The sequence below is a fragment of the Curtobacterium sp. MCPF17_031 genome (genome assembly GCF_003234035.1).
Taxonomy (GTDB): Bacteria; Actinomycetota; Actinomycetes; order Actinomycetales; family Microbacteriaceae; genus Curtobacterium.
In genome coordinates this window covers 72,710-91,945 of record NZ_QKSG01000010.1, presented here as the reverse complement: position 1 = coordinate 91,945, position 19,236 = coordinate 72,710, and the positions used below count along the sequence as shown (strand labels likewise).

Sequence of the window (19,236 nt, the reverse complement as noted above, 5' to 3'; positions counted from 1 at the left end):
CCGACCCAGGGAGTCACCTCATGTCCGAGAACAACACCGTCATCCGCAGCATGCACGACCTCGGCCTCGCGGCCTGGTTCGGAGGTCAGCTCATGGGCGCGATCGGCCTCAACGGTGCCTCCGCCGGGGCGAAGGACCCTGTCGAGCGCCTCACCCTGTCGTCCGTCGGGTGGGCGAAGTGGGCGCCGGTGCAGCTCGCGGCGCTCGCGGTCCACGGCGTGGGTGGGATCGGCCTGATCATCGCGAACCGCGACCGTCTCGGCGTCCAGCAGGGCGCCCGCACGAACACGGGTCTGAAGCTGGTGCTGACCGGGGCCGCCCTGGTCACGACGTTCTGGTCGGCTGCGGTCGGCAAGAAGATGGCGGAGCACGCCCGGGAAGGCGCCGCAGGCACGACCGAGCCGAACGCGAACGCGTCGGACGCGCTCAAGGCGGCGCAGGGGCAGCAGAAGATCCTGCAGTGGGCGACGCCGGTCCTGACCGGTGTGCTGCTGGTGATGGGCGCGCAGCAGGGCGAGCAGCAGCGTTCGAAGGCCGGCATCCTCGACAAGTGGCGTCGCTGACCAGACCGGCTCCACCACCGGACGGGAGGCGCGGTGCCGGCTGGCACGGCGCCTCCCGTCCGTCACGTCGACGGCCGTGGTGCACCGCCAGCAGGAGGACCGCTCACTGCCCGGGGATCGCCACGATCCGCTCGTGGTCCCAGGGCTCGGTCCACCCGACCCGGTCGAACAGGCCGTCCAGCAGTGTCGCGGTGAAGCCCCACACGACGTACGACCCGGAGTCGGCGAGGACGGTGAACGCCGGCCCGCGCCAGGTGCGACCCGCCCGGCGGAACACGGTGGTGCCGCGGTTCTCCGGGTCGAGCAGGTCGGCCACCGGGGTGCGGAAGACAGCGGCGGATTCGGCCTCGTCCACGACGCGGATCGGGGACGGCGTGCGCCACCAGCCGAGCACCGGCGTGACCAGGTGCCGGGAGTGCGCCAGCGGCACGGGCGCAGCAGACCCGAGCACGTCGACGCCCGTGACGTCCAGGCCGGTCTCCTCACGCGCCTCCCGGAGTGCGGCAGCCACCACATCGGCGTCACCGGGGTCGACGCGTCCGCCGGGGAAGGCCACCTCGCCGGCGTGGGAGCGCAGGGTGCTGGCACGGGAGAGGAGGAGGACGTCCAGGTCCCGTGAGACCTCGGCCGCTCGTGCCGGTCGCTCGCTCGGGACGCGGTCGAGCGGGCCGAACAGCATGAGCACCGCAGCCTGCCGTGGGTCCGGTGCTGCCGGCATGCTGCTGACCAGTGGTGCGGCGCCGGGGGTGACGGCCGCCGCGAGCTGAGCCCGCGCGGTCACGATGCGAGCCGGTGGAAGCGGGCGGACGACGTACTGGGCAGGACCACTCCGTCAGCCTAGGCATGAGTCGGGAGGGGTGCCCGTTGCCCACGGCGGGCGCGGTGCGCGAGACTCGGGGCATGGGGAACGAGGGAACAGGCCGATCAGAGGTCGTGGCCGTCAGCCGGGACCACGACCACCGGTTCAGCAAGCCCGTCGTCGACGAGGTGACGCTCGTCGAGGGGTGGGGCATCGAGGGCGATGCACACGCCGGGACGACGGTGCAGCACCGGTCCCGCGTCGCTCGAGACCCCTCGCAACCGAACCTGCGCCAGGTGCACCTGATCCACGCCGAGCTGTTCGACGAGCTCGACGCGTCGGGGTACGTCGTCGAGCCCGGCCAACTCGGCGAGAACGTCACCACCCGCGGGGTCGACCTGCTCGGGCTGCCCACCGGAGCGCTGCTCCACCTGGGCGACGACGCGTGCGTGCGGGTCACGGGCCTCCGGAACCCGTGCCAGCAGATCAACGGCTTCGAGCCGGGGCTGCTCCGCCAGGTGCTCGGCCGCACCGAGGACGGGTCCGTCTCGCGCAAGGGCGGAGTGATGGGCGTCGTCGTGACCGGGGGAGTCGTCCGGCCGGGCGACGGGGTGCGGGTCGAGCTGCCCGAGGGCGACCTCCAGCCGCTCAGTCCGGTGTGACGACGGGAGCGGTGCCCGGTCCGCCGTAGAATCCCGTGTGATCTCCGAGCGTCTCGAACCCAGCGGCATCGACCCGGCAGACCTGAGCGTCACGCTCCGGGTCCTCGAGCAGCTGACCGACATCGACGAGACGCACGCTGACTTCGTCCGCGTGCGTCAGGCGACGGCGAAGATGTTCAAGGCCGTGAAGCGCGCCCACCGTCTCGAGAAGCGGGCTGTTGTCGCCGACGCGGATCGTCGCGTCATCGCCGCCACCGCGACCGGGGCGTCCGACCGCATCGACGACGAGACCCGCGGCATCCCGATCAGCACCTCGTCCGGGTCGTCCACCGCCGGCACCCTGCTGAAGTCCCGCCCCTGCTACATCTGCAAGCAGCACTACACGCTGGTCGACGCGTTCTACCACCAGCTGTGCCCCCGCTGCGCTGCGATGAGCCACGCCAAGCGCGATGCCCGGACCGACCTGACCGGCAAGCGGGCGCTGCTCACCGGCGGACGCGCGAAGATCGGCATGTACATCGCGCTCCGGCTGCTGCGCGACGGGGCGCACACCACCATCACCACGCGGTTCCCCCGCGACGCGGTGCGCCGGTTCGCGAGCCTGCCCGACTCCGCCGAGTGGATGTCGCGCCTGAAGGTCGTCGGCATCGACCTGCGTGATCCCGCTCAGGTCATCGGGCTCGCCGAGGACGTCGCCGCGGCCGGCCCGCTCGACATCCTGATCAACAACGCCACGCAGACGGTGCGCCGGTCGACCGGGGCGTACCAGCCCCTCGTCGACGCCGAACTCGCACCGCTCCCGGACGGCCCACTGCCGGAGCTGGTCACCTTCGGGCACACGAACGACCGGCACCCCCAGGCCCTCGCACGCTCGGTCACGGCGCACCCGATCCTCGCCGCCGCCGCAGCCCGTGCGGACGAGCTCACTGAGCAGGCGATGGCGCCGGGCTCGAGTTCGCTCGAGCGACACGCTGCGGGCACCGCGATCGACGCCGGTGGGCTCGTGCCGGACCTGCACGACGAGAACTCCTGGACGCAGCGCGTCGACGAGGTCGACCCGCTCGAGATGCTCGAGGTCCAGCTCGCCAACACGACGGCGCCGTTCATCCTCATCTCGAAGCTGCGTCCCGCGATGGCGGCGAGCGCTGCGCGGCGCACGTACATCGTCAACGTGAGTGCCATGGAGGGGGTGTTCGGTCGTGCCTACAAGGGGCCGGGGCATCCGCACACGAACATGGCGAAGGCCGCCGTCAACATGCTCACGCGGACGAGCGCGCAGGAGGTGTTCGAGACCGACGGCATCCTGATGACGAGCGTCGACACCGGTTGGATCACCGACGAACGCCCGCACCCGACGAAGGTCCGGCTCGCGGAGGAGGGCTTCCACGCCCCGCTCGACCTGGTCGACGGAGCCGCCCGCGTGTACGACCCGATCGTGCGCGGCGAGGCGGGCGAGGACCTGTTCGGTGTCTTCCTGAAGGACTACGTACCGAGCTCGTGGTGACCGTCGCGGTCAGTCCTCGATGGGCTTCTGCGTCAGGGTGAACGTCAGGCCGCTGAGGTCGATCGTCTGGTCCTCGCCCGTGGTGACGTCCGACGACAACCCGATCGTGGCGGTGACGTCGAGGACCGAGACGCCCGCCGAGGGCCGCACGAGCCACGAGGTCCGCCCGGCCGGGGTGAGCGCCGCGCTGTCGGAGGTGACGGCGAGTGAACTGGTGACGGCCTGCCGGAGTTCGGCGTCCCCGGTGATGTCCAGCGGCGTCCAGCTCAGGTCCGCCGACAGGTCGTCACCGGTGGCCGTGACGTCGAACGTCTGGTGGAACTGGTACGCGTTCCCCGGAACCATCCGGACCGCGGAGATGTCGACCGGGTCCGAGTGACCGTTCGTGATGTCCGTCCAGACGCCGTCCGGGTTCGCCGTCAGGGCGAGGTCCCCTGCGTGCACGGTCGACGAGCGGGTGCTCGCGTCGGCGTTCCAGAGGGCGAAGCTGCCGGCGCCGCCGAGCAGCAGCGTGATGCCGGTGGCGGCGGCGATGGTGCCGGTGACGATCGAGCGCACGGGGTTCCGTTCGGTCCGGGGAGCCGCGGGATGCCCTGAATCTACTGGTCCCCCGAAGTGCGGACACGGGCACCATCCACTTCACCGCCCCCCAGAACGCGGGACAGCGGCTGAGTCTGTCGGTTCCGACACGCGGCCGGGCTGCTGCTCGCCGGCATCGTCGACGTCGTCGTCGGCAAGGTGCGGGGAACCGAGGCGTCGGTCTGACGGTCGCCCTGTCCGTCTGCCGCGTCGTCCGTCAGAACCGTGTCGTGCCCCGCGACGCGCGCGGCCGCCCGTCGGGGTCGACCACGAGCTTCGCCGCCGCCGCCGCCCACAGCCGCTGCAGTGCCGACACCGGTTCCGGCTCGTGCTGGCGGACCCGCCCCGGCGGACGGGCGCCGGGCTGGCCGTCCTCGTGCCAGTGGTCGAGCGCCCGGGCATGCGAGCGCCAGAGGGCGAGGAGCTCGGCACCCGTGCCGTCGAGCCGCGCGTCGTCCGGCGTCGTCGCGAAGTGCTCGGCCCACAGCTCGTGTCGCAGGTCGCGGGCGAGTGAGCCGTCGGCAGTGTCGACGACCGCGCAGGTCAGCTCGCTGTCCGACGTCCAGGAGCGACGGTTGAAGTTGTCCGACCCGATGGTGAACCACTGGTCGTCGACGATGCACACCTTCGCGTGGATGTAGATCGGCCGGCCGGACTCGTGCTCCAGGTCGAACACCCCGACGCGGTCCGGGGCCGTCCGCCGGAGGGTCGTCATCGCGTCGATCTGCCCGAGACGGCTCGGCGGGCCGCTGAACACCCCGTCCGAGTTCGGGTACCGGGGCACCAGGATGATGACCCGGAGATCCGGGTTCCGTTCGAGGGCCTCGGCGATGCCGGTCGCCACCTCGCGGGACCACAGGTACTGGTCCTCGATGCAGATCAGGGACCTCGCGGTGCGGAACGCCTTGCCGTACGCACGGGCGATGCTCCGTTCGCCCTCCGGCGCGAAGGGGAACGGCGGCCGCTTCACCCCGTAGGTCCGGAGGAGCTGCACGGCGTGCTGCCCGGCGGTCGGTGGCGGTGGAGTCCGCTCCGGCAGCGGCTCCGGGCGGCGCGGCATCCGGACCAGGCGCTGCAGCAGCATCCGGTACGGCAGGCTGCGGTCCAGCGGGTGCGGGTCGTCCCAGCGCTCAGCGAACACGGCGAGCACGTCGGCGACGACCGGGCCGCGGAGCTCCATCGACGCGTCGTGCCACGCGGGGCGGTCGCCGTACCGGGAGTCCATCGAGATCGCCTGCGGGTCGCCCTCGTGCCCGGCGTCGTCCCGGCGGCTGTGGCACAGGTCGATGCCGCCGACGTAGGCGACGTCGCGCGACGGGTCGTCGCGGTGCTGGATGACGAAGGACTTCTGGTGGTGCGAGCCGAAGAACCGGACGCGCTGGTCGAGGAGGACCTCACCGCCCGCGTCGTTGATCTTCCGCCCGAGCAGCTCGTTCGCCTTCGCGCTGAGCGACGCCGAGATCCGCTCGCCGTGGGAGCGCCAGATGAGCCCGCGGACCTCCACGCCGGCGCGGGCGCGGTCGGCGAGCAGGTCGCCGATGGTCGGGCCGTCCGGCAGCAGGCGCTCGTCGGCGTCGCCGCGCCAGTCGGTGAACCAGACACGGTCGCCGGGCTGCAGCGCCGACAGCTCCGCCTCGATCCGCGCGAAGTACGGTGCCCCGTGCACCAGGGGGCGGACGAGGTTGCCGTCGGACCACGCGGGGCCGTCATCGGTGCCGGCGTGCACCTCGGTCGCGGTGTTGCCGCGTTCGTCGCGGGTGAGGAACCAGTGACGCGCATCAGTGGGCACGGTCGAAGGATAGGGCCGCGCCCGGCCTCGGGCAGGACCGCCCCTCCGGGCCTGTGGGGGTCCTCAGCAGGTGGACGGGAGGCGGGGGACGGGTCCACACGTGCCTCCCGTCCGGCGGTGCGACGGCCGGCACCGGAACGATTCGCGGTTCTCGGAGCAACTGAGCCCTTCGTCGGAGGCGAGGGCCAGGATGAAGGGTGGAAGGGGAACAGCACCGATGAAGACCATCCGATACGACAACACCGCGATCCTCACGAGCGACGACGTCGCGGACGCCGTCATCGAGTACGCGGCAGCGCTCTCCGGCGGGGACCGGGCCGACACCGTGGCAGTGCCCGCAGTCGCCGACGACGGCACGATGACGACCACGAAGATCCTCATCGGCCCGACGAGCGAAGTCGTGGTGGAGGACGCCGAAGAGGACGAACTCGAGCTCGAGAACGACGAGTTCGTCGCCCGGCTCCGCGCCGCCGCCCGGACGTTCGGGCACGACACCGTCATCCACGCGGACACCCGGGCGGACCTCACCGAGGGCGACGACCAGACGGAGCCGCCGACGGCGGAGTGAGCCTGCGCTGCTCGACGCAGGAGTGCGGGAGGGACGGGGCGGGCCCTCGCCGCGCCTCCCTGCCGTCGTCCGTCAGGACGCGGTGGCCGCCGCCCGCAGGACCCGCTCCGCGTCGTCGAGGTAGTCGGCGAGCAGTGCCGAGGCGCCGTCCCGGTCCCCGGAGCGGAGCGCTGCGACGATGGCGTCGTTGCGCTCGACGAACCCGCCGTGGAACGCCCCCGGGTCGTCCGTCGTGAGGAACGCGAGTCGCATCTCGGCGAGCAGGGAGTCCATCAGGCCGTGCAGCCGCGTGCTCGGGACGGCTCGGACGAGTTCGGCGTGGAAGCGGATGTCCGCGCTGCCCACCGCTCGCCAGTCGTGCGCTGCTGCGGCCGTCCGGGCCTCCGCGACGGCGGCTGCAGCAGCGGCGAGGGCGGGTGAAACTGGCGTGCAGGCGCGGAGGCCGGCTTCTTCGAGCACCCGACGAGCGGCGTAGAGGTCGGTGACGTCCGCCGCCGAGAGCCGCCGCACGAAGACACCGCGGTTGAAGACGTGCTCGACGAGTCGGTCCCGGGCGAGCAGCCGGAAGGCCTCGCGCAGGGTGTTCCGCGAGACGCCCAGCTGGTCGCTCAAGCGCTCCTCGGACAGCTGGGTGCCCGGCATGAAGGCGCCGTCCGCGATCGAGGACCGCAGGCGTGCCGCGGTGGACTCTGCGCCGCTGACGGTTCGGGTCATGCGCCGATCCTCGCAGAGCCCGACAGCGCGGCCCGTGTGACCGCCGTGTTACAGATCACGGCAGGGTCTTGAGATTGTTGAACAATGCGGGCCAGACTGTCCCGCATGTTCGTCCTCATCGGCGTCGCCGTCGTGATCATCGGCTTCGCGTTGCGCGTCAACGCGCTGCTCGTCGTCACCGTGGCGGGCATCGTCACCGCAGCCATCGGCGGGATCGACCCCGTCGGCATCCTCACCGCGTTCGGCAGCGGCTTCGCGTCCAGCCGCAGCGTGACGACCTTCGCGCTCGTGCTGCCGGTCATCGGCCTCATCGAGCGCTACGGCCTGCAGGACCAGGCGAAGCGCCTCATCGCGAAGCTCGACAAGCTCACGACCGGGCGCATCCTCGCCGGGTACCTGGCGGTGCGACAGATCACCGCCGCCGTCGGCCTGACGAGCATCGGTGGCCCGGCGCAGACCGTCCGCCCGCTCGTGCACCCGATGGCCGAGGGAGCCGCGACCAAGAAGTACGGCCGGATCGACGAGCGGATGCGCGAGAAGATCAAGGGCTTCTCGGCCTCGTCGGACACCGTCGGGGTGTTCTTCGGCGAGGACGTCTTCGTCGCGGTCGGGTCGATCCTGCTCATCACGACCTTCGTCGACACCACCTACGGGCTCGCCCTCGAGCCGATCGACCTGGCGCTGTGGGCGATCCCCACCGGCATCGCCGCACTGCTCGTGCACGGCACCCGGCTGCTGCTGCTCGACCGCAGGCTCGACAAGATGGCGGCCGACCTCCACCAGACCCAGGGGGTCGCAGCATGATCACCAGCGAATGGCTCTACTGGCTCATCGGCGCGTTCTTCATCGCCGTGTCCGTGTTCATCGTCACCGACCGCACGCACGCCAAGCGTCTCGGCAACGCGGCGTTCTGGGGCATCCTCGGGCTCTCCTTCTTCGCCGGCACCTTCGTGGTGTCCGGTGCGATCCCCGCATGGGCGCTCGGGATCGCCGTCCTGGTGATGGTGGCGCTCGCCGGACTCGGGTTCACCGGGACCACGAGTCGCACCCGTGTCGCGAGCGTCCCCGGTGCCGGAGTCGGCTCGGCGACCGGGCCGGCCGAACCGACCGCGGTCACCACCCGGCCGAGCTCCAGCACGAGCGTCCTCGCCACGACGAGCCCGGACGAGCGCGCGGGCTTCGCGCAACGGTTCGGCAACCGGCTCTTCATCCCCGCGCTGGTGATCCCCGTCGTCGCGGTGCTCGTCGCGACCCTCGGCCCGCTCGTCCGGATCGGTGGGGAGCCGCTCCTCGCCGAGGGGAGTGCGACCCTGACCGGGCTCGGCATCGGATCGGTGCTCGCCGTCGTCGTCGCGGTGCTCGTGCTCCGCCCGCCACGGCTCGACACCCCCGTCCGCGAAGGTGCCCGGCTGCTGCAGGCGATCGGCTGGGCGGCGCTCCTGCCGCAGATGCTCTCCACGCTCGGCATCGTCTTCACCCAGGCCGGCGTCGGTTCGGCCGTCGGGACGATCATCAAGGCGGTCCTGCCGGACGGGTCACTGTTCGCCGCGGTCATCGTCTACTGCCTCGGCATGGCCCTGTTCACGGTCATCATGGGCAACGCGTTCGCCGCCTTCCCGATCATGACCGCGGCGATCGGCTGGCCGGTGCTCGTGCAGGGCTTCGACGGCAACCCGGCTCCGATCTTCGCGATCGGCATGCTCGCCGGCTTCTGCGGCACGCTGGTGACCCCGATGGCCGCGAACTTCAACCTCGTGCCCGCTGCCCTGCTCGAGATGCGGGACAAGTACGGCCCGATCAAGGCGCAGATCCCGACCGCCGGGATCCTGCTCGTCGTCAACATGGGAGTGATGTACCTTGTCGCATTCTGACCCCGAACCGACGGACCTCGGGCGTTCGGCCTGGGCTGCGGGCTTCGCCGCCGTCGCCCTCGACAACGTCACGCGCGAGTACCCGTACGCCGCGCACCACACGACGTCGGGTCCGGACGACCGCGCACTGCCGGTCGAACTGCACCCCGCCTTCGCGACGTCGTACGACTGGCACTCGTCGGTGCACATGCACTGGCTCGCGACCCGCCTGGTCGCGTACGGGGTGCCGGCCGACCTGGAGGCACGGATCACCTCGGTCCTGCAGGCCCACCTGTCGACGGAGCACCTGGCCACCGAGGCCGCGTACCTCCGCGAGACCCCGCACTACGAGCGCCCGTACGGCTGGGCGTGGTTGATGCGCCTGGCTGCCGAGGTGTCCGCCTCCGAGGTGCCCGCGATCCGCGCGCTCACCCCCGGCTTCGCTCCGGTCGTCGAGGTGCTCGAGGACCTCGTCACCCGGTGGGTCGACGGCGCCGCGCACCCGGTCCGGCACGGGGTGCACTCGAACTCCGCGTTCGGGCTGCTGCTCGTGCTCGACGGCGCCCGGTCGCTCGGGCGGCACGACCTCGCCTCGACCGTCGAGCGCGCCGCCCGTGAGTGGTTCGGCGACGACGCGGGATGGCCCTTCGCGTGGGAGCGGAGCGGGCACGACTTCCTGTCCGCCGGGCTGGCCGAGGCGGACCTGATGCGGGCGGTGCTGCCGACGGCCGAGTTCGGTCCCTGGGCCCGGAGGTTCTTCGCCCAGGTCTCCGCCGGGGACGCGATCCTCACGTCGACGACCGTCCGCGACGAGAACGACCCGCAGCAGGTGCACCTGTTCGGGCTCGACCTGTCCCGGGCCGGTTCAGCGCGCCGCATCGCGGACGCCCTGCGCTCCGCCAGGGCCGAGGACACCGCGCTCGCGGACCTGCTGGACGGCGCGGCCGACCGGCTGCTCGCTTCGGGTCTCGCCGCGAGCGTCGGCGAGGAGTACTACTCCACCCACTGGCTGGCGAGCTTCGCCTGGGACGCCATGGAGGCGCGCGAGCACGCGGCTCGCTGACCTTCCGCGGAACGCAACGTCGGCGGTTCCTCGCAGCGGTGTTCCGCTGCGCAGTGCCGCCGACGTTGCGTTTCGCGGGGGAGGCTAGACCAGGGGGATCGTGCGGCCGAAGGTCTTCGTGACGGGCGGGGCGGCGAGGACGGCGCCGAGCGCTTCCGCGGCGCCCTCGGGGGTGGCGCGCCAGGCGACGTAAGCGTCGTGGTCCTCGGCGGTGGCCCACCGCTCGAGCACGACCATGCGCGTGGGGTCCTCGTCGTCGACCAGGACCTCGAGCGACTCGTTGCCCTGACGCTCTGCGGTCTGGGCCAGGGTCTCGCGGATCGCGGCCTCGACCGTGTCTGCGGCGACGTCGTCACGGATCTGGACCTCGAGGAAGACGGTCATCGTCATGGTGCGCACCTTTCGTCGTCGGACCCCGTCCGCTGACGGTGTCCGGTGGCACCAACCACGGCGGGCCGGGCGTTGTTCCGGCGCAGCGCAACCGGTGCGCTCAGCGGGCGAGCCGGAAGCGCAGCGTGTCGCCCGGGCGCAACTGTGCGGCACGGTCGACCGACTCCGGCGTCAGGACGGCCACGACCGGGTAGCCACCGGTGACCGGGTGGTCCGCCAGGAACAGCACCGGGAACCCGGCCGGCGGGACCTGCAACGACCCGGTCTCGACGCCCTCGCTGGGGAGCTCGCGGGTGACCGCTCGGACCAGCGGAATGGACGCGGTGGTGCGGACCCCGACCCGGTCGCTGTCCGGGCTGACGTGGAACTCCTGGCCGGTCAGGGTCGTCCGCCACTCCGGGGTGAACCAGTCGTCGCGGGGTCCGGGCACCACGTCGAGGACCACCGGGTTCCCGGGCCACGGCAGGAGCGGCGGCGGCACCGCGTCGACGACCGGCCAGGCACCGACACTGATGGGGGCACCGGCACCGGCACCGGCACCGGCACCGGCACCGACACCGTCCGACGCGGGCCCGACCGGCAGGACGTCCCCGACCGACAGCGGAGCGGGTCCGAGCTGCGCGAGCGAGTCCCACGACCGACTCCCGAGCACCTGCTCGACGGCGATGCCTCCGCGGACCGCGACGTAGGCACGCAGCCGGTCCTCGGCCAGCCCGACCCGCAGGGTGTCGCCCGGCTCGAGCAGCAGCACCTCGTACGCGGCCGCGCCGCGCACCCGGCCGTCCGCCCGTTCGACCCACACCGGGCACGGGGCACCGGTGACGGCGGCGACCGTGTACGAGTCGGCGCGGAGCGTGACGGAGCCGAGGAGGGCCTCCAGGACGGCCGCGTCCGGACGGTTGCCGACCATCCGGTTCGCCAGTGCGGCCGATCCGCGGTCCGCCGCTCCGGCGGCACCGAGCCCCATGTCGCTGAGCCCGGGACGGCCGAGGTCCTGCGTCGTCACGCCGTACCCGACCAGCACGACGGTCAGGGTGCTCACGAGCGTGCCTGGGCGTCGACGAAGCGCAGACGGACGCCGGCCGGGGCGAGCGCGGGCGGGGTGCGGTCCAGCGACCACATCGGCACCTCGGTCCGCCCGATCAACTGCCAGCCGCCGGGCGAGGTCCGCGGGTACACGGCGCTGAACTCGCCGGCGAGGGCGACGGCGCCGCTCGGGACGGCGGTGCGCGAGGCGTCCCGGCGGGGCACGTCGAGCGACGGCGCGGTACCCGTCAGGTAGCTGAAACCGGGGGCGAAGCCGCAGAACGCGCTCGTCCACACCTGCCCGGTGTGCCAGGCGACGAGGTCGTCGCGGGTCATGCCGGTCAGGGTGCTGACGGCTTCGAGGTCCACGCCGTCGTAGGTGACCGGGACGACGACGGGCGCGCGTTCCTCGCGGTCGTCGGAGGGACGGGAGGGCCGGACTCCGGACAGCAGGGAGCCGACCCGTCCGGCGTCGGTCACGGCGGGGTCGAACCGGAACAGCAGCGTCCGGGCGCCGGAGACGACCTCGGTGACGCCGGGGAGCCGGGCGCCGGCGGGCCCCGTGTCGGCCAGTCCCGGGTCAGCCAGTGCCGTGTCCGCCGGTGCCGTGTCTGCCAGCGCCGTGTTCGCCAGTCCGGCGCGGAACGCCACGACCTCGGCCAGGGAGTCGAACGTCGCCAGTACCGCCGAGGCACCGGCCGCCCGGACGTCGGGGGTCATGCCGAGGGCACCGCGAACGCCGTGACGTCGACGCCCTGCTCGGCCAGCAGCGTGCGGATCGCCCGGGCCATCGCGACCGCGTCCGGCGAGTCGCCGTGCACGCAGACCGAGTCGGCCCGGACGCTGATGTCGGTGCCGTCGACCGCGGTGGCGACGCCGTCGGTCACCATCCGGAGCACGCGGGCCGCGACCTGGTCGGGGTCGTGCAGCACCGAGCCCGGTCGGCTGCGCGCGACGAGGGAGCCGTCCGGTTCGTAGGCGCGGTCCGCGAACGACTCGCTCACCGGTCGGAGGCCGTGCCGTTCCGCGGCGAGGAGCAGTTCCGACCCGGGCAGTGCGAGGACCGCCAGCGAGGGGTCGACGTCAGCGACCGCGCGGACGACGGCCTCGGCCTGCACCGCGTCGGCGCAGGCCGTGTTGTAGAGGGCGCCGTGCGGCTTGACGTAGGTGACGCGGGTGCCGGCGACGTGGGCTGCCGCGGCCAGGGCGCCCATCTGGTGGACGACGTCGGCGTACAGCTCGTCCGGGGTCACGTGCACGGGCCGACGGCCGAAGCCGGCGAGGTCCCGGTAGGCCACGTGCGCCCCGATCGCGACACCGCGCTCCGCTGCTGCCCGGCAGGTGTCGAGCATGATCGTCGGGTCGCCGGCGTGGGCACCGCACGCGATGTTCGCGCTGGAGACGAGGTCGAGCACCGCGCGGTCGTCGCCCGCGGCCCAGGCTCCGAAGCCCTCGCCGAGGTCGCTGTTCAGGTCGATCGTGGGCATGCGGACCTCCTGTCGGGATTGTTCAACAACCTAGCGCGCACCGCCGACCGTGTCACCGTCCTCGACGCGTCGGGGCTACGGGCGCGACGGCAGCGTCAGCACCTCGGCCCCGTCGTCGGTGATCGCGATGGTGTGTTCACTGTGGGCGGTCCGGCTGCCCGTCGCACTGCGGAGCGTCCAGCCGTCCGGGTCGGTGACGAGCTCGTCGGTGTCGACCATGATCCAGGGCTCGAGTGCCAGGAGCAGCCCCGGGCGGAGCGCGTACCCACGGCCCGGTCGTCCGTCGTTCGCCACGTGCGGGTCCTGGTGCATCGTGGAGCCGATGCCGTGGCCGCCGAACTCCAGGTTGACCGGGTACCCGGCCTCGGTCAGCACGGACCCGATCGCGTGCGACAGGTCACCGAGTCGCGCTCCTGGCCGGGCCGCCGCGATGCCGGCGGCCAGGGCGCGTTCGGTCGTCTCGATGAGCGCGACGCTCTCGGCCGGCCGACTCTGGCCGACGATGAAGCTGATCGCGGAGTCCGCCGCGTAGCCGTGATGCACGACGGCCAGGTCGAGGGTGAGCAGGTCCCCGTCGGCCAGGACCCGGTCGTGCGGCAGGCCGTGCAGGACGGCGTCGTTGACGGCCGTGCAGATGTGGTGGCCGAACGGACCACGCCCGAACGAGGGCGCGTAGTCGACGTAGCAGGAGGTCGCCCCGGCCGCGCGGATCATCTCCGCCGCCCACCGGTCGAGGTCGAGCAGGTTGGTGCCGACCGTCGCCCGGCCGCGGAGGGTGTGCAGGATGTCGGCGACGAGCGTGCCGGCGGCGCGCGCCCGGGGCAGCTCGGCCGGGGTGAGGATCTCGATCATGCGGGCGCTTCTTCCGTCGGGATAGTTGTACCGGTATTACTATCAGACCATGGTTCGTCTCCCGCTCACACCGCTCGACCTCGAACGCGGCCTCCGCCTCGGCCGGACGCTGCGCTCGGCACGGGGCGACCGGTCGATGCTCGACGTCGCGCTCGCCGCCGGGCTGTCGCCCGAGACGCTGCGGAAGATCGAGACCGGCCGCATCGCCACCCCCGCGTTCTCCACGGTGGCGGCGCTCGCCGGGGTGCTCGGCCTGTCCCTCGATGCGGTGTGGGCCGAGGTCAACGCCGGGACGCCCGGAGCGGATGCTCACCTCGACCACACCTCTGGTATCGTTATGGTCTCAGAACCAAGGGGGCTGCCCGTCGCGTGAGGTCGACGGACGGCTCGTGTACCGCTCGCAGTCGGTGCCACTCCCGCGTCCTTCGGTTCGCACCTCTCGTGCCCCTCGCCGCACGGCCCAGCCGTCGGAGCACGATCCGTGTCGTCCGAAGGAGCTCCCATGGGCACAGCCATGCCCGGAACCCGCCGCAGCCTGCGCGGCAACCCGATCGCCACCCTCGTCGCCGTGTGCTTCGGCCTGTTCATGGTCGGCCTCGACGCCACCGTCGTCTCGATCGCGAACCCCGCGATCGCCGCCGACCTCGGCACCACTTTCACCCAGCTGCAGTGGATCACCAACGCCTACCTGCTGGCACTGGCCGTGTTCCTGATCCTCGGTGGCAAGCTCGGGGACCGCTTCGGCCGTCGTCGGATGTACCTCATCGGGGTCGTCGCGTTCGCGCTGTCCTCGGTCGCGATCGGCCTCGTCGGCACCGCCACCGGCGTCATCGTGTTCCGCGCCGTCCAGGGCCTCAGCGCCGCACTGCTCATGCCGCAGACCCTGGCGCTGCTCCGTGCGACCTTCCCGAAGGAGAGGTTCGGCGTCGCCGTCGGGGTCTGGGGTGGCGCGTCCTCGGTCGCCATCGCCGCCGGGCCGATCGTCGCCGGGGTCCTCGTGGCCTCGCTCGGCTGGGAGTCGGTGTTCTTCGTGAACGCCCCGATCGCCGTCGTCGGCCTGGTCTTCGGCGGCCTCGTCCTGCGCGAGTCCACCGCCCCGCACCGCGGACGCTTCGACGTGCCCGGCGTGGTGCTGCTCGCCCTGGGCCTCTTCGGCATCGTGCTCGCCGTCGTCCAGTCCGAGTCGTGGGGCTGGACGAGCCCGCTCACCCTCGGCGTGCTGCTCGCCGGCGTCGCGCTCCTGGTGGTGTTCGTCGTCGTCGAACTGCGCGTCACCGACCCGCTGCTGCCGATGTCGCTCTTCCGGTCGTCGTCCCTGTCGATCGGTGGTCTGGCCGTCGGGGCGAACTTCTTCGCGATGCTCGGCGTGACGTTCTTCCTCTCCCTCTACATGCTCAACCTGCGCGGGGTGACCGGTCTGCAGGCGGGGCTCATGCAGCTCCCGCTGAGCGGCGTCTCGATCATCGCGTCGCCGATCGGGGCCGCCCTGGTCGCCAAGCTCGGCATCCGCCGCACCCTGACCATCGGCCTGCTCATGGTCGGCGTCGCCCTGTTCCTGCTCACCGGCACCACCCGGGACTCGCCGTACATCGGCATGGCGATCCCGTTCGTGGTCTTCGCCCTGGGTGCGGGCTTCACGATGACCGCCGGCGCGGAGGCGGTGGTCGGTGGGGCCCCGGTCCAACTCGCCGGTGTCGCGGGCGGGTTCCAGGCGACCGCACTGCAGCTCGGCGGCGCACTCGGCACGTCCGTCCTGTCCGCGGTCGTCAGCGCCGGGGTGCTCTCCGGCACGACGGGCCTCGGAATCGGTACCGCCGCTGGTCAGGGCCTGGCACAGGGGATCGTGCCGGACGGGCTGAGCGCCGCGGCGTCGGCCGTCGCCCGGGACGCCTTCCTCGGTGGCATGCACACCGCCTTCGTCGTGGCCGGGGTGGTCGCGGTCGTGGTGGCGGTCCTCGCCGCCGTCTTCGTCCGCACCCGCTCGACGCACGCGCCCGCCGAGGTGCTCGAGGAGACCGTCGAGGCGTCGGCAGGGCACGCCTGACCGTGATCCGCACCGACGGTCGCTGGTCACGGTGGTGACCGCTTGACGGACGGGAGGCCCGTGGCGGATCCGCCACGGGCCTCCCGTCCGTCCGGGGTGCGGTCCTGGCCGCTCGACGCGGTGCGCCCGGACGGGGGGCTGGCGCCGCGGACGGCGACGGGTGAACCTGTCCCTCCGTGCGGAGCCGCCGCACGCGATGGAGGAACCGTGCAGCGAGACGACCAGCAGCAGACCGACCACCCGGACGACGGGTCCGGCGGGATCGATCGTCGTCGCCTGCTGACGCTCGGTCTCGGGGCTGCCGCGGCGGTCGGAACGGCCGGAGCGTTCGGTCTGCGTCCGGATGCGGCGAGCGCAGCGACCAGCCCGACCCTCCTGGCCGCGGACGAGTTCGACGGAACCGCCGGCAGCGCCCCGAACCCCGGGATCTGGCGGTACGACCTGGGTGGCGGCGGCTGGGGCAACGGCGAGCTCGAGGTCTACACGGACTCGCGGCGGAACTCGGCTCTCGACGGCAGTGGGAACCTCGTGATCACCGCGCGGCGCGAGGCCGACGGGTCGTACACGTCGGCGCGGCTCACCTCGCAGGGCACGTACACCGCCCAGTACGGTCGGATCGAGGCGCGCATCAGGATCCCGCGCGGGCAGGGGATCTGGCCGGCGTTCTGGATGCTCGGCGCTGATCTGCCGCAGGTCGGTTGGCCGGCGTGCGGCGAGATCGACGTGATGGAGAACATCGGTCGTGAGCCCGGAGCGGTCCACGGCACCGTGCACGGCCCGGGGTACTCGGGCGCGGAGGGCATCAGCGGCACGGCGACGCTGCCGGCCGGCGCCTTCGCCGACGACTTCCACGTCTACGGGGTGGACTGGCGACCGGGGTCGATCAGCTGGACGGTCGACGGCGCGACGTACCGCACCGTCACGCCGGCGGACCTGGGTGGCGACCGGTGGGTGTTCGACAAGCCGTTCTTCGTGGTGCTCAACGTCGCGGTCGGCGGGGGATGGCCGGGTGCCCCGGACTCGTCGACCCGGTTCCCGCAGCAGATGACCGTCGACTGGTTGCGGGTCTGGCAGAACGCCTGACGCCGAGCGGATGCGGGCGGGGAGCCGACGCGGTCGCTGTGCCGACGGCCCGGCAACGGGTGAGGGCCCCGCAGCCGAAGCCGCGGGGCCCTCACTCTGCCTGACCGGAGGTCAGCGCACCCGGACCGAGAGGACCGGGCTGGTGCTGCCGGCGATCGTGCCGGTGCCGCTGAAGACGACCGTCAGCTTGTGCGTGCCGCGCTTCAGGGCGAAGCGGGTCGCGGCTGTGTCGCCGGAGACCTTGACGGTCTTGATGTGCTTCTTGCCGTCGTAGATCTTCGCTTCGCCGTTCACCGTGTTGCCGGGCGAGGTGACCCGGACGACGGCCTTGCCCTTGGCGTAGGTCATGGACGACGCCGAGGTGGCCTTCGCGACCGTGACCACGACCGCCGTGGTGGCCGCCGTGTCCTCGCCCGAGTAGGCAGAGGTGCTCGTGAAGGACGCGGTGATGCTGTGCTTGCCGACCGAGGTGGTCTTCGGCAGCGTGAACGTCGCCGTGTTCTTCGTCACCGGTGCGGTGCCGAGCGTCTTGCCCGCCTCCGTGAAGGTGACCGTGCCGCTCTTGTCACCGAGGCCGCCGCCGATCGTGGCGGTGAGGGTGACCGGCTTGGCCGTGCCGTAGGACTGCTTCGTGGCCGAGGCCTTCAGCGTGGTGGTCGTCGCCGGCAGGGCGGCGTCGAGCGTGAACTGGTCCACGGTCGAGCCGATCGCTGCCGGGTCGGCCGAGGCCGTCGGCTTGAGGGTGACGCCGCAGCTGTCGACCTTGCCGTGCTGGACGGCCGAGTTCAGCGTGGTGCAGTCGCTGGCACGGACGGTCGTGACGGCGAGGTTGTCGTCCGTGACGCCGACCTTGACGTAGGTGCGGACGTGCTCCTGGTTCTCCACCGAGTTGGCGAAGTGGCGCTGACCGGTCGGGTCGAGCGGGTCGGCTCCGTAGCCGCCCTGCGTCGGGTCCGGGGTGGTCAGGTCGTAGTACTTCGAGCCCGACGCGGAGTTGGCGGTCAGGTAGATGACGCCACCGGGGCCGGCGAAGACCTCGTCAGCGCCCGGCTGCTCGGCGGGGTTGGCCTTCTTGCCGTTCTTGATCGCGTAGCTGCGCGAGTACGAGTGGTCGTGACCCTGCAGGACGAGGTCGACACCCATGTCCGAGAACGCGCGCGTGAAGTCGAACCGGCGCTGCTGGTTGTCCTTGTCGTTCGCGTGGTCGGCCGGCGAGTAGATCGAGTGGTGGTAGACCAGCGCGGTCCACTTCGCGTCGTCGCCGTGACGGGTGATCACGTCGCGCACGTAGTTGACGTGCGCTGCGTCCGAGCCGCCCGCGTAGGCGTTCGAGTTGATGTCGATGAACAGGACGCCCTTGTACATGTACCAGTAGTCGCCACCCGAGTTCGTGGTGGTGTTGCCACCCGGGTAGAAGTCCGGGACCTTGAGCGAGTTCGGCAGCTGGTTGTGCTGCTCGTACGACTTGCCACCGACGTCGTGGTTGCCGATGGTCGAGGCCCACGGGTAGCGCTTGAGGACGTCGCTGCTGTCGGCGAACGCACCCCACTGGTACTCGTTGTTGGCGTTCTCGACCTGGTCGCCACCGGAGACCAGGAGCTCGGCGTCCTTCTCCTTCGTGGTGGCGTACTTCAGGGTGTCGGCCCAGCCGGCACCGTCGTCGTCGACGAAGCCCGACGACCCGATCTGCGGGTCACCGAAGAACAGGAAGTCGAAGTCGCCGCTGAAGCTCTTCGTCGTGAAGGTGTAGGACGTCGACCAGGCCGAACCGTCCGCGGCACCCACGTGGTAGGTGTACGTCGTGTTCGGCTCGAGGCCGTCGATGACCGCGTGCGCGTTGACGTAGCCGGCCTCGTTGGTGATGCCCGGGATCGCCTTCGTGCTGCTGTCGGTGGTGCTGGTGTCGGCCGCGGTGTTCGCGGACTTCTGCGCGGCGATCGTCTTCTTCGCGTCGGTGAAGACACCGCCGGTCATCGTGTCGGTCTTCTGGATCTCGACCGACTGGTTCACGTTCGCGGGGAAGTACCACGAGGCGATGCGCTGGCTCTCGGTCGCGCCGACGCCGAGCAGGATGTGGATCGGGCCACCGGACGAGATGTTCGTCGTCGGGGTGGCGGTGGCCGCGCTCGCGGAGCCGGTGCCGACGAGGCAGGCGCCCGCGATGAGGGCGGCGCCGATGACGGCCCCGCCGAAGCGGAGGGTGGTGGTTCTGCGCCGGGAGGGGGCGCCGGACAGGAGACTCATGTGTTTCCGTTCTCAGTGA

At 71.9% G+C, this 19,236-nt stretch carries 20 protein-coding genes; 10 read left to right on the top strand and 10 right to left on the bottom strand.

Annotated features, from left to right (window positions below):
• Positions 1–20 precede the first annotated feature (20 nt).
• Positions 21–563, top strand: a complete 543-nt coding sequence (locus tag DEJ31_RS14140; protein WP_110904176.1) for a hypothetical protein — start codon at positions 21–23, stop codon at positions 561–563.
• A gap of 103 nt (positions 564–666) precedes the next feature.
• Here the strand turns inward: DEJ31_RS14140 and DEJ31_RS14135 are convergent, their stop codons facing one another.
• Positions 667–1,347 (bottom strand): NUDIX hydrolase, encoded by a 681-nt coding sequence (locus DEJ31_RS14135; protein WP_375334539.1) that lies wholly within the window; start codon positions 1,345–1,347, stop codon positions 667–669.
• Positions 1,348–1,463: 116 nt separating this feature from the next.
• On the opposite strand from DEJ31_RS14135, the gene DEJ31_RS14130 reads away from it, so the two are divergent.
• Both DEJ31_RS14130 and DEJ31_RS14125 read left to right on the top strand, forming a co-directional pair.
• Positions 1,464–2,024 (top strand): MOSC domain-containing protein, encoded by a 561-nt coding sequence (locus tag DEJ31_RS14130; RefSeq protein WP_110904177.1) that lies wholly within the window; start codon positions 1,464–1,466, stop codon positions 2,022–2,024.
• 37 nt (positions 2,025–2,061) lie between these two features.
• On the top strand, positions 2,062–3,528 hold the full coding sequence (locus DEJ31_RS14125; protein ID WP_111122170.1) for an SDR family oxidoreductase: 1,467 nt from the start codon (positions 2,062–2,064) through the stop codon (positions 3,526–3,528).
• 9 nt (positions 3,529–3,537) lie between these two features.
• Here DEJ31_RS14125 and DEJ31_RS14120 read toward each other — a convergent pair whose 3' ends face one another.
• Entirely contained in the window at positions 3,538–4,086 is a 549-nt protein-coding gene (locus DEJ31_RS14120) for an alternate-type signal peptide domain-containing protein (protein WP_110904179.1), read from the bottom strand.
• A gap of 238 nt (positions 4,087–4,324) precedes the next feature.
• The gene (locus DEJ31_RS14115) at positions 4,325–5,896 is read right to left on the bottom strand and encodes a phospholipase D-like domain-containing protein (protein WP_111122169.1); all 1,572 of its coding nucleotides are present in this window, start codon (positions 5,894–5,896) and stop codon (positions 4,325–4,327) included.
• Between the two features lie 217 nt (positions 5,897–6,113).
• On the opposite strand from DEJ31_RS14115, the gene DEJ31_RS14110 reads away from it, so the two are divergent.
• Positions 6,114–6,464 (top strand): hypothetical protein, encoded by a 351-nt coding sequence (locus tag DEJ31_RS14110; RefSeq protein WP_110904181.1) that lies wholly within the window; start codon positions 6,114–6,116, stop codon positions 6,462–6,464.
• Between the two features lie 72 nt (positions 6,465–6,536).
• Here the strand turns inward: DEJ31_RS14110 and DEJ31_RS14105 are convergent, their stop codons facing one another.
• Positions 6,537–7,178, bottom strand: a complete 642-nt coding sequence (locus tag DEJ31_RS14105; protein WP_111122168.1) for a GntR family transcriptional regulator — start codon at positions 7,176–7,178, stop codon at positions 6,537–6,539.
• 105 nt (positions 7,179–7,283) lie between these two features.
• Here DEJ31_RS14105 and DEJ31_RS14100 point away from each other — a divergent pair, with 105 nt between their 5' ends.
• From DEJ31_RS14100 to DEJ31_RS14090, 3 genes are read left to right on the top strand one after another with little or no spacing between them, the layout of a single operon-like run.
• Positions 7,284–7,982, top strand: coding sequence for a DUF969 domain-containing protein (locus DEJ31_RS14100; RefSeq protein WP_110904183.1), 699 nt, complete (start codon positions 7,284–7,286; stop codon positions 7,980–7,982).
• On the top strand, positions 7,979–9,049 hold the full coding sequence (locus tag DEJ31_RS14095) for a DUF979 domain-containing protein (RefSeq protein WP_111043948.1): 1,071 nt from the start codon (positions 7,979–7,981) through the stop codon (positions 9,047–9,049). Before DEJ31_RS14100 ends, DEJ31_RS14095 begins: the two co-directional genes overlap by 4 nt.
• On the top strand, positions 9,036–10,091 hold the full coding sequence (locus DEJ31_RS14090) for a DUF2891 family protein (RefSeq protein ID WP_111122167.1): 1,056 nt from the start codon (positions 9,036–9,038) through the stop codon (positions 10,089–10,091). Before DEJ31_RS14095 ends, DEJ31_RS14090 begins: the two co-directional genes overlap by 14 nt.
• 84 nt (positions 10,092–10,175) lie before the next feature.
• Here the strand turns inward: DEJ31_RS14090 and DEJ31_RS14085 are convergent, their stop codons facing one another.
• From DEJ31_RS14085 to map, 5 genes are all read right to left on the bottom strand, one after another.
• Complete coding sequence (locus DEJ31_RS14085; RefSeq protein WP_110904186.1) at positions 10,176–10,481, bottom strand: putative quinol monooxygenase; 306 nt, start codon at positions 10,479–10,481, stop codon at positions 10,176–10,178.
• A 100-nt stretch (positions 10,482–10,581) separates the two neighbouring features.
• The gene (locus DEJ31_RS14080) at positions 10,582–11,523 is read right to left on the bottom strand and encodes a biotin-dependent carboxyltransferase family protein (RefSeq protein WP_181433538.1); all 942 of its coding nucleotides are present in this window, start codon (positions 11,521–11,523) and stop codon (positions 10,582–10,584) included.
• Entirely contained in the window at positions 11,520–12,227 is a 708-nt protein-coding gene (locus tag DEJ31_RS14075) for an allophanate hydrolase subunit 1 (protein WP_111122166.1), read from the bottom strand. The genes DEJ31_RS14080 and DEJ31_RS14075 overlap by 4 nt, the downstream gene beginning before the upstream one ends.
• Positions 12,224–12,994, bottom strand: a complete 771-nt coding sequence (locus DEJ31_RS14070) for a LamB/YcsF family protein (RefSeq protein ID WP_111122165.1) — start codon at positions 12,992–12,994, stop codon at positions 12,224–12,226. The genes DEJ31_RS14075 and DEJ31_RS14070 overlap by 4 nt, the downstream gene beginning before the upstream one ends.
• Before the next feature lie 75 nt (positions 12,995–13,069).
• A complete protein-coding gene (gene map, locus DEJ31_RS14065) occupies positions 13,070–13,846 on the bottom strand; it encodes a type I methionyl aminopeptidase (protein WP_110904189.1) in 777 nt (258 codons plus the stop codon).
• A gap of 49 nt (positions 13,847–13,895) precedes the next feature.
• Between map and DEJ31_RS14060 the strand changes: the two genes are divergently transcribed.
• The 3 genes from DEJ31_RS14060 (at position 13,896) to DEJ31_RS14050 (ending at position 16,973) form a co-directional block, all read left to right on the top strand.
• Complete coding sequence (locus tag DEJ31_RS14060) at positions 13,896–14,219, top strand: helix-turn-helix domain-containing protein (protein ID WP_111044086.1); 324 nt, start codon at positions 13,896–13,898, stop codon at positions 14,217–14,219.
• A 129-nt stretch (positions 14,220–14,348) separates the two neighbouring features.
• The gene (locus DEJ31_RS14055) at positions 14,349–15,890 is read left to right on the top strand and encodes an MFS transporter (protein ID WP_111122164.1); all 1,542 of its coding nucleotides are present in this window, start codon (positions 14,349–14,351) and stop codon (positions 15,888–15,890) included.
• 207 nt (positions 15,891–16,097) lie between these two features.
• Entirely contained in the window at positions 16,098–16,973 is an 876-nt protein-coding gene (locus tag DEJ31_RS14050) for a glycoside hydrolase family 16 protein (protein WP_258366317.1), read from the top strand.
• A gap of 111 nt (positions 16,974–17,084) precedes the next feature.
• Here the strand turns inward: DEJ31_RS14050 and DEJ31_RS14045 are convergent, their stop codons facing one another.
• Positions 17,085–19,217 carry an Ig-like domain repeat protein gene (locus DEJ31_RS14045; RefSeq protein WP_111043953.1) on the bottom strand — a complete coding sequence of 711 codons (2,133 nt, stop codon included), beginning with the start codon at positions 19,215–19,217 and terminating at the stop codon, positions 17,085–17,087.
• Positions 19,218–19,236: the final 19 nt, after the last annotated feature.

Excerpts from the sequence above, each read along its gene's own strand:
- DEJ31_RS14075 (WP_111122166.1), bottom strand. The coding sequence starts at position 12,227 with ATGACCCCCGACGTCCGGGCGGCCGGTGCCTCGGCGGTACTGGCGACG.
- DEJ31_RS14085 (WP_110904186.1), bottom strand. The coding sequence starts at position 10,481 with ATGACGATGACCGTCTTCCTCGAGGTCCAGATCCGTGACGACGTCGCC.
- DEJ31_RS14140 (WP_110904176.1), top strand. The coding sequence starts at position 21 with ATGTCCGAGAACAACACCGTCATCCGCAGCATGCACGACCTCGGCCTC.
- DEJ31_RS14105 (WP_111122168.1), bottom strand. The coding sequence starts at position 7,178 with ATGACCCGAACCGTCAGCGGCGCAGAGTCCACCGCGGCACGCCTGCGG.
- DEJ31_RS14095 (WP_111043948.1), top strand. The coding sequence starts at position 7,979 with ATGATCACCAGCGAATGGCTCTACTGGCTCATCGGCGCGTTCTTCATC.
- map (WP_110904189.1), bottom strand. The coding sequence starts at position 13,846 with ATGATCGAGATCCTCACCCCGGCCGAGCTGCCCCGGGCGCGCGCCGCC.
- DEJ31_RS14060 (WP_111044086.1), top strand. The coding sequence starts at position 13,896 with ATGGTTCGTCTCCCGCTCACACCGCTCGACCTCGAACGCGGCCTCCGC.
- DEJ31_RS14100 (WP_110904183.1), top strand. The coding sequence starts at position 7,284 with ATGTTCGTCCTCATCGGCGTCGCCGTCGTGATCATCGGCTTCGCGTTG.
- DEJ31_RS14045 (WP_111043953.1), bottom strand. The coding sequence starts at position 19,217 with ATGAGTCTCCTGTCCGGCGCCCCCTCCCGGCGCAGAACCACCACCCTC.
- DEJ31_RS14110 (WP_110904181.1), top strand. The coding sequence starts at position 6,114 with ATGAAGACCATCCGATACGACAACACCGCGATCCTCACGAGCGACGAC.
- DEJ31_RS14130 (WP_110904177.1), top strand. The coding sequence starts at position 1,464 with ATGGGGAACGAGGGAACAGGCCGATCAGAGGTCGTGGCCGTCAGCCGG.
- DEJ31_RS14055 (WP_111122164.1), top strand. The coding sequence starts at position 14,349 with ATGGGCACAGCCATGCCCGGAACCCGCCGCAGCCTGCGCGGCAACCCG.
- DEJ31_RS14070 (WP_111122165.1), bottom strand. The coding sequence starts at position 12,994 with ATGCCCACGATCGACCTGAACAGCGACCTCGGCGAGGGCTTCGGAGCC.